This is a genomic window from Variovorax sp. RCC_210 (genome assembly GCF_041355175.1).
Taxonomy (GTDB): Bacteria; Pseudomonadota; Gammaproteobacteria; order Burkholderiales; family Burkholderiaceae_C; genus Variovorax.
Window position 1 is genome coordinate 149126 of sequence record NZ_JBFUPJ010000007.1, and the last position, 14339, is coordinate 163464.

The 14339-nt window shown below is 67.0% G+C and carries 10 protein-coding genes and 2 pseudogenes; 9 read left to right on the plus strand and 3 right to left on the minus strand.

Going from position 1 to position 14339, the window contains the following annotated elements; genetic code table 11:
- Window positions 1–68 precede the first annotated feature (68 nt).
- The 3 genes from AB6807_RS20550 to AB6807_RS20560 are packed head-to-tail and all read left to right on the plus strand — an operon-like array spanning window position 69 to window position 5072.
- The gene (locus AB6807_RS20550) at window positions 69–3035 is read left to right on the plus strand and encodes an FAD-dependent oxidoreductase (protein ID WP_371086014.1); all 2967 of its coding nucleotides are present in this window, start codon (window positions 69–71) and stop codon (window positions 3033–3035) included.
- A 5-nt stretch (window positions 3036–3040) separates the two neighbouring features.
- The gene (locus AB6807_RS20555; RefSeq protein ID WP_371086015.1) at window positions 3041–4318 is read left to right on the plus strand and encodes a M20/M25/M40 family metallo-hydrolase; all 1278 of its coding nucleotides are present in this window, start codon (window positions 3041–3043) and stop codon (window positions 4316–4318) included.
- 19 nt (window positions 4319–4337) lie between these two features.
- Window positions 4338–5072 carry an amino acid ABC transporter ATP-binding protein gene (locus AB6807_RS20560; protein WP_116913153.1) on the plus strand — a complete coding sequence of 245 codons (735 nt, stop codon included), beginning with the start codon at window positions 4338–4340 and terminating at the stop codon, window positions 5070–5072.
- A gap of 78 nt (window positions 5073–5150) precedes the next feature.
- Here the strand turns inward: AB6807_RS20560 and AB6807_RS20565 are convergent, their stop codons facing one another.
- A complete protein-coding gene (locus AB6807_RS20565) occupies window positions 5151–6536 on the minus strand; it encodes an FAD-containing oxidoreductase (protein WP_371086016.1) in 1386 nt (461 codons plus the stop codon).
- Between the two features lie 114 nt (window positions 6537–6650).
- On the opposite strand from AB6807_RS20565, the pseudogene AB6807_RS20570 reads away from it, so the two are divergent.
- The 6 genes and pseudogenes from AB6807_RS20570 to AB6807_RS20595 all read left to right on the plus strand — a co-directional run.
- Window positions 6651–6744 (plus strand): annotated as a pseudogene (locus AB6807_RS20570) (IS5/IS1182 family transposase); the annotation flags it as partial.
- Between the two features lie 74 nt (window positions 6745–6818).
- A complete protein-coding gene (locus tag AB6807_RS20575) occupies window positions 6819–7508 on the plus strand; it encodes a GntR family transcriptional regulator (RefSeq protein ID WP_371086017.1) in 690 nt (229 codons plus the stop codon).
- 75 nt (window positions 7509–7583) lie between these two features.
- Entirely contained in the window at window positions 7584–8378 is a 795-nt protein-coding gene (locus AB6807_RS20580) for a transporter substrate-binding domain-containing protein (protein WP_371086018.1), read from the plus strand.
- A gap of 24 nt (window positions 8379–8402) precedes the next feature.
- Window positions 8403–9815: an amidase gene (locus AB6807_RS20585; RefSeq protein WP_371086019.1), complete on the plus strand. Its 1413-nt coding sequence runs from the start codon at window positions 8403–8405 to the stop codon at window positions 9813–9815.
- Between the two features lie 68 nt (window positions 9816–9883).
- Window positions 9884–10788: pseudogene (locus AB6807_RS20590) on the plus strand (transposase).
- A 273-nt stretch (window positions 10789–11061) separates the two neighbouring features.
- Window positions 11062–12351, plus strand: a complete 1290-nt coding sequence (locus AB6807_RS20595; RefSeq protein ID WP_371086020.1) for an O-antigen ligase family protein — start codon at window positions 11062–11064, stop codon at window positions 12349–12351.
- Here the strand turns inward: AB6807_RS20595 and AB6807_RS20600 are convergent.
- Together AB6807_RS20600 and AB6807_RS20605 are read right to left on the minus strand one after the other, a co-directional pair.
- Window positions 12348–13481: a glycosyltransferase family 4 protein gene (locus tag AB6807_RS20600; protein WP_371086021.1), complete on the minus strand. Its 1134-nt coding sequence runs from the start codon at window positions 13479–13481 to the stop codon at window positions 12348–12350. The genes AB6807_RS20595 and AB6807_RS20600 overlap by 4 nt on opposite strands.
- Window positions 13482–13493: 12 nt before the next feature.
- A complete protein-coding gene (locus AB6807_RS20605; protein WP_371086022.1) occupies window positions 13494–14300 on the minus strand; it encodes a WecB/TagA/CpsF family glycosyltransferase in 807 nt (268 codons plus the stop codon).
- Window positions 14301–14339: the final 39 nt, after the last annotated feature.

A 14339-nucleotide genomic window follows, 5' to 3' on the forward strand; every position in this document is an offset into this window, starting at 1 on the left:
TATACGTGTAGTATACGTATACATGCAATCGCGTCAACGCGGTTTCCGTTTTTCCCCCCCACCTGCACATGAGCGCCAGACTGACCCACCCCTCGATCGCCCCGGCCGGACGTCCCGTGCGCTTCTGGTACGACGGCCAGCCGGTGGACGGCCTGGAAGGCGAGACCATCGCTGCGTCTCTCGCGGCAGGTGGCATCAAGGCGATGCGGCACACGCGCGGCGGCGAGCGCCGTGGTCTTTATTGCGGCATGGGCGCTTGTTTCGATTGCCTGGTCACGGTGGACGGCCAGGCCAGCCAGCGCGCGTGCCTGACCAAGGTGGCCGACGGCCAGCAGGTGCGCTCCACGTTGCCGGCCGGCACGCCGGACGATCCGCTGCAGCCGCTCACGCCCGAGGCCGGCACGGAGCCCGCTCGGCGGCAGGTCGACGTGCTGGTGGTCGGGGCCGGCCCCGCCGGGCTCTCGGCGGCGCTGGCTGCGCGCGAGGCCGGTGCCGATGTCCTCGTGCTCGACGAGCGCCTGGAATCCGGCGGCCAGTTCTACAAGCCGCTCGCGCCATCCCATCGCGCAGCCACGCCGGCCGACCGGCAGTTCGCGCAGGGCCTGGCGCTGGCGCAGCAAGTCCGCGCCGCCGGCGTCACCGTCGTCCAGGGCGCGCAGGTCTGGGCCGCCTTCTCGCCGACGGAGGTCGCGGCGCTCATCGACGGGCGCGCCACGGTCGTCGAGTGCCGCCAGCTCGTCATCGCGCCCGGCGCCTACGAGCGCCCCGTGCCGTTCCCCGGCTGGACCTTGCCCGGCGTGATGACGACCGGCGCCGGCCAGACGCTGGCGCGCGCCTACCGCGTGTCGCCGGGGCGCCGGGTGGTCGTCGCGGGCAACGGCCCTCTCAACCTGCAACTGGCCGCGGAACTGATCGCCGGCGGCGCCGAGGTGGTCGCCGTGCTGGAGTCGGCGCCGCGCCCGTCACTGCGCCACTGGCGCCAGCTGCTGGCCGCCGCGCGCACCGCGCCGGACCTGATGGGCGACGGCTGGCGCTATCTGCGGCAACTGCGCGCGTCCCGCGTGCCGGTGCTGTGGGGGCACGCCGTTGTCGCGGCGCAGGGCGATGCCGACAGCACGAGTGGTCTTGCCCGCGTGGAGATCGCGCGATTCGACGCCCGCGGCCATGCGGTGCCGGGCACGACGCGCACGCTCGAGGCCGACACGCTGTGCCTGGGCTACGGCTTCGTTCCGTCCACCGAGCTCGCACGCATGCTCGGCTGCGCGCACCGTTTGGCCGACCGGCACCTCGGGCACCTGGCCACCGTCACGCAGCAAGACGGCGCCACCAGCGTGCCCGGCGTGTACGTGGTGGGCGACGGTGCCGACCTGGGCGGTTCTCGGGTCGCGCTGGCGCGCGGCACGCTGGCCGGCGCGGCGGTTGCGCGCAACCTGGGCCTGCAGGCGAAGGCATCGGCAAACCTGGCCGACGCGCCTGCGCGGCTGCATCGCGCGGAGTGCTTCCAGCAGGCCCTGTGGTCGATCTACACACCACCGCCCGTCACGCTGGCCGCGGTGCCGGACGACACCCTGCTGTGCCGCTGCGAAGAAGTCACCTTCGGGTCGGTGCGCGAGCAGATCCGCGCCGGCGCCGACACCCTGGCCGCCATCAAGCGCAACACGCGCCTCGGCATGGGGCGCTGCCAGGCGCGCTACTGCGCCGTCACCGCCGGGCGGCTGGTCGCCGAACTCACGGGCCGGCCGCCGGAGGTCGAGCAGTACTTCGCGCCGCGCCCGCCTGCCAAGCCCGTGCCGGCCGGCGCGCTCGGCTTCGAAAAGCCCGAATGGGGCGGCCACAAGCCCGCCATCACGCCCAACCTCGCGCGGCCGGTCGAGCACGCGCCCTTCGAGCCGCTGCGCACCGACGTGCTGGTGATCGGCGCGGGCGTGCTCGGCGCCTGCCTCGCCTACTTCCTGTCGAAGGCGGGGCAGGACGTCACGGTGGTGGACCGCGACGACCTCAACCTCCAGGCGTCGGGCGCCAACGCGGGCAGCCTGCATGTGCAGTTGCTGTCCTTCGACTTCGGTGCGAAGGCGCAGGAAGGCGGCGGTCCCGCCGCGGCTACGCTGCCGCTGGGGCCGATGTCGGTGCGCTTGTGGCAGGAGATAGAGGCCGACTGCGGCGAAGACCTCGAGATCAAGATCACCGGCGGCCTCATGGTCGCCGACAGCGAGGCCGGCATGCGCTTCCTCGAGTCCAAGGCCGCCCTGGAGCGCCGCCACGGCATCGACGCGCAGGTGATCGACGGCGCCGACCTGCGCCGCCTCTCGCCCGCGCTGTCGGGCGAGCTGCTGGGGGCCGAGCTGTGCCCCATGGAAGGCAAGATCAACCCGCTGCGCGCGACCTACGCGGTGGCGCGGCGCGCGCAGCAGCAGGGCGCGCGCGTGCTGCGCGGTTGCGACGTGCAGGCCATCGAGCGACTGCCGGGCGACGGCGCAGGCTACGTGGTGCGCACTTCGCGCGGCGTCATCCATGCCGGGCGCGTCGTCAACGCGAGCGGCGCGTGGTCGAGCGCCATCGGGCGCATGCTGCGCGTCACCATCCCGGTCAAGGGCGCGCCGCTGCAGATGATCGTGACCGAGCCCGCGCCGCCGCTGGTCAACCACCTGGTCGCGCATGCCGACCGGCATTTGAGCCTCAAGCAGGCGGCCAGCGGCGGCCTCATCGTCGGCGGCGGCTGGACCGCCGCCTTCCATGAAGACATGCGCCTGAACCGCGCCGTGCGCGACAGCATCGAGGGCAACCTGTGGGTCGCGCGCCGCGTGCTGCCCGCCGTGCGTGGCCTGCACGTGGTGCGCTGCTGGGCCGGCATGAACGTCAACATCGACGGCGCCCCCATCCTCGGCGAGGTGCCAGGCTGCCCCGGTTTCTACAACGCCGTCACTTCCAACGGCTACACGCTCGCGCCTGTTACTGCTCAGCTCGTCACCGAGCTGATCGTGCGCGGCCGCACCGACTTCGACATCACCCCCTTTCGCATCGAACGCTTTCTCTGACAGCCATGACCGACACGACCGACACGACCGACAACGCTCCCGCCTCCAGCCCCGCGCGCGACTCGCTGCGCCAGTTCATCGACGCCCACTTCGACGAGCAGGTGAGCACGCTCACCGAGCTGGTGCGCTGCCCTTCCGACAACCCGCCCGGCGACTGCGCACCGCATGCCGAGCTCACCGCCCGCCTGCTCGAGGCCATGGGCTTCGAGGTCGAGCGCCATGCGGTGCCCGCCGAGTACGCCGCCGCGCACGGCATGCGCAGCGTGACCAACCTGATCGTTCGCGAACGCTTCGGCGACGGCCCGGTCATCGCGCTCAACGCCCACGGCGACGTGGTGCCCCCGGGTGCCGGCTGGAGCGTCGACCCCTATGGCGGCGAAGTGCGCGACGGCTGGCTGTACGGCCGCGGCGCCGCCGTGTCGAAGTCGGACTTCACGACCTACGCTTTCGCGATGCGCGCGCTCAAGCACCTGGCCGCGTCGGGCACGCCGCTGGCCGGCACGGTCGAGCTGCACCTGACCTACGACGAGGAAACCGGCGGCGTGACCGGCCCCGGATGGATCTTGTCGAAGGGCCTCAGCAGCCCCGACTTCGTGCTCTCCGCCGCTTTCTCGCACCACGTGGTCGTCGCGCACAACGGCTGCCTTCACCTGGAGGTGTCGGTGCGCGGCACCTCGGCGCATGCGGCGCGGCCCGACACCGGCCACGACGCGATCGAGGCCGCCGCCACGCTGCTGCCCGCGCTGTATCGCTACCGCGACGGCCTGGCCGACCGGCCCTCGCGCACGCCGGGCATCACGCACCCGACCATGGTGGTCGGCCTCATCGCCGGCGGCATCAACACCAATGTGGTGGCCGACGCACTGAGCCTGCGAATCGACCGGCGCATCGTGCCCGAGGAATCGCCCGAGGCCGTCGAGGCCGAACTGCGTGAAGTGATCGAGTCGGCCTGCCGCGCGCTGCCCGGCATCTCGGTGGAAATCCGCCAGATCCTGCTGGCCCGGCCGTTCGCGCCGGCACCGGGTGCGGACGAGCTGGCCGCGCTGGTGTGCCGCGAGGCCAGCGAAGTGATGGGCAAGCCGGTCACGCCCATCGGCGTGCCGCTGTACACCGACGCGCGCCTCTACAGCGAAGCGGGCATTCCCACCGTGATGTACGGCGCGGGCCCCGAGTCGCTGCTCGAAGCCAACGGCCACCGCGCCGACGAGCGCGTGCCGCTGGACGCTTTGCGCAAGGCCACCCGCGTGGTCGCCAACACGCTGCACCACCTGTTGACGCGCTGAGGCGCACGGGAACAAAGCCATGATCGAAATCAGCCACGTCACCAAGAGCTACGGCGCCTTCCAGGTGCTGACCGACTGCAGCGCCGACATCCGCAAGGGTGAGGTGGTGGTGGTCTGCGGGCCCTCGGGCTCGGGCAAGTCCACGCTCATCAAGTGCGTCAACGCGCTGGAGCCTTTCCAGCAGGGACGCATCACGGTCGACGGCGTGTCCGTCGGCGACCCCAAGACCGACCTGAACAAGCTTCGCGCGCGCGTCGGCATGGTGTTCCAGCACTTCGAGCTGTTTCCGCATCTGTCGATCGAGGACAACCTCTCGATCGCGCAGGTCAAGGTGCTCAAGCGCTCGGCCTCAGAGGCCCGTACCGCAACCATGGCGTTGCTGCAGCGCGTGGGCATGCGCGCGCATTCGCACAAGTTTCCGAGCCAGTTGTCGGGTGGCCAGCAGCAGCGCGTGGCCATTGCGCGTGCGCTGGCCATGGACCCCGTCGCGATGCTGTTCGACGAGCCCACCTCGGCGCTCGACCCCGAAATGGTCAACGAGGTGCTCGACGTGATGGTCGGCCTCGCGCGCGAGGGCATGACGATGATGTGCGTCACGCACGAGATGGGATTCGCGCGCAAGGTGGCGAACCGAGTGATCTTCATGGACCGCGGCTGCATCGTGGAAGACTGCGCCAAGGACGAGTTCTTCGGCAACCCATCGGCGCGCTCCGACCGGGCGCAGCAGTTTCTTTCGAAGATCCTGCAGCACTGACGTCGAGGTTTTCAAAGCGCCGCCTTGCCACCAGGTCGCCGATGACATGGCGGCAAGGCGGTCACCGACCCTCGTCCGTCAGGGACCTTTTGCGTCGAGATCGAGCAGGACGGTAGGAATCAACTCGGACACCGTCGGGTGAATCGGTACAGCCCAGCGCAGCGTGTCGATCGTCTGGCCTGCGTTCATCATGTCCAGGATGCCGTGGATGGCTTCGTCTCCGCCCGTTCCCAGGATGGCCGCGCCCAGGATTTTCCGGGAGCCGGCATCGGCGACAACTTTCATGAATCCCTGGCTCTCGCCTTTTTCCACCGCGCGGCCGACGCGGGTCATCTGCCGCTTCGAATGCAGCAATTGCCGTCCGCTCTTCGCCGCCTCCGCGTCGGTCATTCCGACCCGCGCAAGCGGGGGATCGATGTACAACGCGTAGCCAGGCAGTCGCTGACTCAAGCGTCGATCGTCGCCGTCCAGAAGGTTGGCGGCGACGATCTCGAAGTCGTTGTATGCCGTGTGCGTGAAGGCACCGCGTCCGTTGCAGTCGCCTAATGCCCAGACACCTGGAACGTTGGTCTGCAGTCGGTCGTCCACCGTGATGTAGCCACGAGCGTCGACGGCGATGCCCGCCTGTGCCAGGCCGAGGTCGTCCGTGTTGGGGCGCCGGCCCATCGCAAGAAGGACGTGGGAGCCGACCACCGAGGGCGCGCCCTGCCTGCAATCGACGTGAACGCAGACGCCTGCTTCGTGCGACTTGAAGCTGATGCAATCTGCGCTGGTGCGTATCGCGATGCCTTCCGCCTCGAGGATCTCGCGAACCGTCTCTGATACATCGGGATCCTCGCGCGCGATCAGGCGGTCCGCGCGCTCCACCACCGTGACCTCGGCCCCGAACCGGCGGTACATCTGTGCGAACTCGAGACCGATGTAGCTTCCGCCCACGATCACCAGGTGGCGCGGCAGCGTTTCCAGCGCGACCATGTCGGTGTTCGTCAGAAAGGGAACTTCGTTGACGCCGGGAAGGTCGGGAACCACCGCGCGTCCGCCGACGTTGATGAAGATCTTTGGCGCTGCGAGTCTCTCGCCGTTGACCTCGACGACGTGCTTGTCGACGAACCGGGCGTGGCCCCGAACCAGCTCGACGTTGCTCATGCCAGCCAGCCAATCTTCATTGCCTTTGCGTGAGTCGAGGATCACCTTGCGCGCGCGGGCCGCCACTGCAGGCATGTGCATCGTGACAGGCGCTGCAACGCTGAAGCCGTAGTCGCCGCCGCGGCGCGCCGTGTGGGCCGCATAGGCGCTGGCGATGAGTGTCTTGGTGGGCTTGCAACCCGTGTTGACGCAAGTGCCGCCAACCAGATGGCGCTCGATCAGCACGACCTTTTGTCCCGCCGCGTTCAGACGCCCGGCAAGCGAGGGACCCGCCTGGCCGGCGCCAATGATGATTGCGTCCACTGCTCGTTCGGACATCGTGTCTCTCCTTCGTTTTCTGAAGACCTTGAGTTGCTGCCTTGGATATTCGTCGTGCCTCTGGCTCAACCGCACCGAATCTTCCCGCACTTTCGCGACGGAGGGGTATTTCGGGAGTGGCATTTCGGTATGAAGGCGCGCATCGGCGTGGACGCAGGCTCGGGGCCGGTTCACACGGGACACCACGGTGGCCAACGAGGCAGACGTGTGCCTGTGGGGGCATGCCAAAGTGGTGCACCAAACTGATGAATCAGTTGGCACGGGATCTGCTTGACCAGATGCATGCCAATACCGTCAGCCATCGACATCAGCGAACGCATCGTCAAGGCGGTGCTCGCCAGCAAGCTCGCCCCCGGCGCCCGCTTGGGGGAGCAGCCGCTGTGCGAGCTCTTCGCGGCCCCGCGCGCCGTGGTGCGCGAGGCGCTCACCACCTTGTCGGTGCGCGGCATCGTCAAAGCCAGCGCACGCCGCGGGTGGTACCTGGTGGAGCTTTCCTTCGAGGAAGCCGAAGCGGCATTCGACGCACGGCTGGTGATCGAGACCGGCCTCATGCGCTGCGCGAAGCTGCCGGGCGCCGCCGTGCTGAAGAAGTTGCGCGCACACCTGAAGACGCAACGTGCCGCCGTGGGCGGCATCGATGTCGGGCTGCGCAGCTTCCTGCTGGGGGACTTCCACGTGTGCCTCGCCGAATGCCTGGGCAACACCGTGCTCGCCAACACGGTGCGCGACCTCACGGCGCGCACCATGCTGATCGCCTCGCGCTACCAGTCGGACGAAGGGGCCTCGCACTCGTTCGGCGAGCACGTCGCCATCGTCGACGCGCTCGAGGCCGGGGACATGGCGCTGGCCGAGGAGCTCGTCTCGTCCCATCTGTCGACCTGGCAACTCAAGCTGCGCATGCCGGCCGAAACCGCACCCGATCCGCTGGCCGAGCTCCGCCGCGCGCTGGAGCCGATGACCGCGCTCGCCTGACCGATCGCTCGATGGTTCAGTCGCTCGACCCCCCGAATTTTCCGATGCCCTTTTTTTCAAACCCTGGAGAACGCCATGACGCCCACCCCACGCCGCCTTTCCCTTGGCCTGCTCGCCGCACTGGCATTGCTCGCCGCGGGCACCTCGCAGGCGCAGACCGCGCTGGATGCGATCACGAAGAGCAAGACCATCAAGATCGCCGTGCCCACCGACTTTCCACCCTACGGTTCGGTCGGCACGGACATGGCGCCCCAGGGCCTGGACGTGGACGTCGCGCGCCTCGTCGCCGCCAAGCTGGGCGCCAAGGCCGAGCTGCTGCCGGTGACCACCGCCAACCGCATTCCCTACCTGCAGACGCGCAAGGCCGACCTGGTGATTTCGACGCTCGGCCGCAATCCGGAGCGCGAGAAGGTCATCGATTTCACGGTGGCCTACTCGCCGTTCTTCATTGCCGTCTTCGGCCCCAAGGCAATGGCGGTCAAGACGCCCGCGGAGCTGGCCGGCAAGTCCATCTCGGTCACGCGCGGGTCGGTCGACGACGCGGAGCTGACCAAGGTGGCCCCGCCTTCGACAGAGCTGCGGCGCTTCGAGGACAACAACGCGACCATCTCGGCCTTCGTCGCGGGGCAGGTCCAGCTGGTGGCCACGAGCGCGCAGGTCGCGAGCACGATGATGACGAAGAACCCGCAACTCGGCAGCGAGTTCAAGTTCGTGCTGAAGGATTCGCCGAACTTCATCGGCGTGGCCAAGGGCGAGGACGCCCTGCGCAACAAGGTCAACGAGATCCTTGTCGAGGCGAAGAAGAACGGCGAGCTCGACAAGCTGTCGGTCAAGTGGCTGGGCCGGCCGGCCGGCGACCTTCCGCAGTAAGCGGCAGGCAAGCGGTCACTCGACGTGAGCGATCTGTGGCGCCTTGGCGCAACGCAACTGGCCGAAGGGTACGGGCAGCGTCGCTTCACGCCCGTGGATGCGCTGGAGGCCTGCCTGCGGCGCGCCGATGCCTGCGAGCCGGTTCTCAACGCGCTGGTGGCGCGCGACACGGCCGGGGCGCGGCGCGCAGCGGAGTCCAGCGGCCAGCGCTGGGCCGAGGGCAGGGCGCTCGGCCCGCTCGACGGCGTGCCGGTGAGCGTGAAGGACAACCTGCATGTCGAAGGACTTCCTACGTCGTGGGGCAGCCGACTGCTGCAGGGCTTTGTCGCAACGCATGACGAGTTGCCGGTGGCGCGGCTGCGCGCGGCGGGCGCGGTGCTGTTCGCCAAGTCGAACCTGCCGGAGTTCGCGATGCAGGGGTTCACGTCGAATGAACTGCACGGCACCACGCGCAACCCCTGGAACCCGGCGCTGACGCCCGGCGGATCGTCGGGCGGCGCCGCGGCGGCCGTGGCCGCGGGCATCGGCCCGCTGGCGCTGGCCACCGACGGCGGCGGCTCGATCCGCCGGCCCGCGTCGCATTGCGGCCTTGTCGGGTTCAAGCCGTCCGCAGGGCTGGTGCGGCGCGAGGGGGGATTGCCCGCGATGTTCCTCGACTACGAAGTGGTCGGCGGCATCGGGCGCTGCGTGCAGGACGTGCTTCACTTGGCGCAAGCCATCTCGGGCGCGGGCTTGCAAGCGAAGGCCGCGCACCCCGCGCGCCTGCTCTTCGTGCCGCGGTTCGGCGCCCACCCGGTCGACCCGGGCATCGCGGAATCGGTGCGCCGCGCGGCACAGGGTTTCGCCGGCCTGGGGCATGCGGTGGAAGAGGCGCCGAGCGTGGCCTGGTCGGAATCGATCAACGCGGTGTGGCCGATGCTCTCCAACGCCGGCCTTGCCTGGATGCTGGACCGCGCGCGGCAATGGCCGGAGTTCGGGCTGGGGGCGCACGGTTTGCCCGACCTGTCGCTTTGCGGCGCGGCCGCGCGAGCGAGCCGCGAAGCAGGCAGCGCGCTGGGCGCGGCCGCGCTCTTCGATGTGCTGGTGGAAGTGCGCGAGCTGCAACGCCAGCTGGACGCCGTTTTCGAGCGGTACGACTTCATCCTCACGCCCGCGACGGCCGCGCTGCCCTGGCCGTGCGACCAGAGCCATCCCGGTGAAATCGGCGGCCTGGCGGTGGGCTCGCGAGGACACGCGGTGTTCACGGCCTTCGCCAATGCGGCGGGCTTGCCGGCAATTGCATTGCCGAGCGCCAGCGTCGACGGACTGCCTGCGGGTTTCCAGCTGGTCGCAGCGTCGGGCCGCGACGTCGAATTGATGGCGCTGGCGCTGCAGTACGAAAGCGCATTTCCGTGGGGGCATATGTGGCCGTCCGTTCAGGGGAGCGCCGGGATCTAGGAGTCTGCGCGGCAGAACCTCGGCGCGCCGCGATGGCTGAGAGCGAGCCCTACGCGTAGATTGGGCAGATGAGCTATCAACCCTATGAACCGCAACAGCAGATGCTCCTGCGCGAGGCGTTGCAGGATTGGGTACCCGAAGCACCTGGCCTACTTCGTCGGTGATGCGATCTATGGGCTGAATCTGAGCGCATTCCGTGCACGCTGCGAGGCTGGTGGCTCGCGCAAGCAACTGCACGAGAACGGTCAAGCCCAATGCCGGGCGCCACAAGGCGATGAACTACGGCTACATGGTCAAGGCGGAGGGCGAACTCAAGGCACAGATCGCAGCCGTGTTCGTTCGAGCGAAGTCAACCGATGAAGCCGAACGCAATGAGCCGGAGCTTGATATCCCGGCAGAGATCGTGCGCCACCAGGATCGTCTGGATGCCATCGCGCAGGCGCGTGCCCGACCGGAGCGGCGCCAACGCGAGGCGGAACTCGAACGCGGACGCGACCCGACGACAAGCCCAGAGGCGGGCGCTACAAACGCGAATTCGGCGCGCCCGAAGACAAGACGCAGGACAACTTCACCGATCCCGACAGCCGCATCATGAAGCGCGCCGGCGGCGGGCACAGGTGCCGCAGCAAGTGCTGGCCGATACGGGTTACCGTTCGGAGCGCGTGTTCGAGGTACAGGCCGACTGCGGCACTCAGTTGGTCGTCTCATTGGATCGAGAAGACAAGCCGCAACTGCGCTTCGATCCGAAGCGCAACCCGCGCACGACGCAGATGGCGGCCCTGCTTGCAGCGAACAGGGCAATGCGGCATATCGAAAGCGCAAGTGGATCGCCGAGCCGCCCGATGGATGGATCAAGACCGTGCGTGGGCTCCGCCAGTTCAGCTTGCGAGGCCTGCATCGCGTCGCGGCCGAATGGAAGCTCGTGTGCCTGGCCTTGAACCTGCGAAGAAGGTGCACCCTGCAGGCCGGTTGAGATCGGCATCGCCACATACCCGCGCGCTCCTCGCCCCAAGCACCGCCTCGCCCTCCAGCCTTGCGTAGCTTCGCGGCAGTTGCCTGCTACGCAGGTTCTGTCGAGGGCGCCGCGAAACTTCTGCCGCGTGGCCTCCTAGGCCAAGGGTCTGTCGCCAGCATTTGAGCGTCCAGCCCGGTGACGCGCTCCGCGTCGATATTTTTATCTCGTGCGTGAGTGTTCCGAAAATAGAATCTGAACGATGCGTAGCTCGCGATCAGCTCAGCATCGCCAATGCACAACGAACACTCTTCCACTCCGTTCCACATCAGGACAGACCTACTCGCAAGTCTTGCGTTGTTCTGTCTCTTGGCGTTTGCGGTACTGTCGCCAGTTTTCACCGATGGGTCGGTTGCTGGAGTTGAGGCGGCAGGGGAGGGGAACCTGTTTCGCCAGCTGGTGTACATCTCGATTTTCGGGATAGCACTCGTCTGGGGAAGACCGGTCGGCGTTCCCTGGCGTCTGTCTGTCATCCCTGTGAGCATTCTTTTGACGCTCGCGTGGTGCGCTCTCAGCATCGGATGGGCCATCAACCCATCGGTCGGCGCGCGTCGGCTGTTCCTGACTGTCATCGTCGTTGTCAGCACGTTCCTGCTGGTCGATCGAAGCGGCTATGTGCGAACGCTGAAGTTGGTGAGGGTGTTGATGGTGCTGGTGCTGTTGGCGAATTACGTGGCTGTGGTGGGTTGGCCGGACTGGGCGATCCATCAGGCCACCGAGGCGGACCCGAGCGTCGTGGGCGCCTGGCGTGGTGTTCTGCAGCAAAAGAACTTTGCCGGCGCTGCCTGCTCGCTCACTGTCCTTTTCTTCCTGCTGGACGCGCGGGAGGTCCGAGCCGTCGTCCGGTGGACGGTCATTGCCGCTGCTGGCTATTTCCTCTTCCGAACAGAGTCGAAGACCTCGATGGCATTGCTCGCAGCCAGCGCGGTGGTCGGATTGGTATCGCTGAGGTACGACGTGCGCTACCGCAATGTGCTATTAGCGGTCGGAGCGGTGCTGGTCCTGCTGATCGCCTTTATCGTCCCCGCATATTGGGCCGACATCGTCGCGCCTTTTGCTCGCGAAGACACGCTCACAGGCCGGGTCCAGATCTGGCCGCCTCTTTTTCAGTTCTGGCGCGAACACTGGTTGCTGGGTTCCGGCTTTGGATCTTTCTGGAACATCGGGTTCCCTGAGCCTATCGCTGCATACACCGGAGGCTGGGTGGCCCAGATCACCAGCGGGCACAACGGGTTCCTCGACCTGGTTGTGCAAATCGGACTTCCCGGGCTTTTGCTGGCACTGTGTGCCGTGATCGTTGCGCCTATGCGGGTATTGCTGACTGACGCCGGTCTGGACCGTTCGAGGCGCAGCCTGCTGACAGCGCTAGTGGTGTTTGGTGTCGGGCACAACCTCACCGAATCCAGTCTGTTCGACCGCGATGCGGCGGTGCACGTGTTCCTGATGCTTGCCATCGCGTTGCTGGCTGTTGAGACACGTTCGGCATCGGCGCCTGCCGATACGCTGGCTGGAGCGACTGCCTAGCCGATGAAAGAGTCGTGGTGGCTCGTCGTGCCATCGAGCATGCGCATCTCCGATGCGTAGGTCGAAAGCATTTCCTCGACGGACGGGTACATGCTCCCAAGCTTCTCAACTCGGCTGCGCAACTGTTGACGTAGCGTCTCATCGAAGGCGGCGCTGCGGATGGCATCACCGATCTGCTGAGGCGATGCAGGGTCGCAAAGCACCGCTGCCGACGACCCATCCGGCAGTCCGACAGCTTCCACTTGCGCCGGCACGCGGCTCACCACGAGGACGGCGCGTGCCGATACGGCCTCCAACAGCGCCAAGCTGTTGCCTTCGTAAAAACTGACCTGAACAAACACGTCGGCGGCATGCAGCAACTCGCCGACATCGGGCCTGCTCACCGTTCCAAGCAAATGGACGCGCTCGCCGAGGTCGCGGCGCCGAATCAATTCCTCGCAGGCCTCGCGTTGCGGTCCGTCGCCAGCCAAGACCAGCTGGACGCCATCTACCGCAACGATGGCCTCGATCACACCCAAGACGTTTTTCTCTTCGGAAAGACGACCCAGCATGAGGACCATGGCACCGTGCAGCGGCACGCCGAAGCGGCGCTTGATGACTTCTGGCGCATGGCTCGATGCACTGATTGGCGTTACCCCGTTGCGGATCACACGCAGACTTTGCCGATAGCGCGTGGGATGCTTGTCGAACGATTGCGCGACCGAGTTTGACACGCAGAAAACCCTGGCATACATGCCGACGGCTCCCGCCATCCTGTCCAGCGCCCGTGCGACCCTGCCATGAGTGACGTACGGGTTGTGGTGCGTGGCGACAGCCTTGCCTCGGCAGACCGTGGCAGCCACGGCACTCAGTACGTTGGCCAAAGGCATCACACCGAGGACGACGCTGGACTTGCGATGGCGGGTGAGTCGCAGAAAGCGACTTGCCGCGCCCAGCAATGACATCGCTCCACCGCCAGCGCTTAGCACCTCGATCTGCGGGCGGGGATCGTGGTCAGCGCCTTTTTTCAGCGCCACGATCGAGCACGTATAGCCCAGAGAATCGAAGTGCGCTTTCAGCGCGAAGATGTAGTCGAGCGTCCCGCCTTTGGACGAGTGCGTGGTCAGAAAGACGATGGAGGGCTTCGACATGGCGTGGTCTCTTCAGTGGCGGTAGTGCTTGAGGCGGCGAAACCGCTGCGAACTGGTGTCGTAGGTCTTCGTGAGAAGGTGGTAGGCGGCTAGCGGGTTCGTAACCAGATAGCGCCCTCCCAGTCGCACGGGTTCCTTCATTGCGCGGTGCAGCCATTCCAGTCCGGCTTGTCGCATCCATTGGGGCGCGCGCGTGACCGTGCCGGCGCAGTGGTCGAACAGGCCGCCGCAGGTACGGATCCAGGTGAGCCCCTTCAGCCGCTCGCGGTTGCGAATGGCGAAAGCTTCTTGATAAGGGCTGCCCAAACCGACCCAGAGCACGTCCGTGTCCAGCGCGCGGATTTCTGCGCAGATGGATTCCTCTTCCTCTGGCTTGAAGTACCCGTGCCGCAGTCCAACGATGTCGAGCCCATCATGGATGGCGCGCAGGTTGTCTGCCGCGCGAAGCGCGATGCCGGGTTTACCGCCCAGGAAATAGAACTTCAGGTCATTCCTGATCGCTGCCTGTGCTGCGTCGTGAATGAAGTCCGTGGTTGCCACGCGTTCAACTAACGGACTCTTGCACAGCAGCTTCGTGGCAAAGATGAGCGGCATTCCATCTGCATCGACGATGTCCGCCTGAGTGATCAGACGCCTGAACGACGGTTCTGCATGGAATCTTGCAATGACGTAGCCATTTGACGATGTCACTACACGTGGATGCGTCAGGTGTCCTCGCGCGACCTCGCTGTGGTCAGCGAGCATCTGAACGGCCATCTGCGTACGGGTTCGCCGTATGGTGACGATGCCTCCGACCACCAGGCTTTCTGAAATTAGCATCTGAGTTCTGTGGGTGAGGCGCGCAAGGCTGGAGTGCTC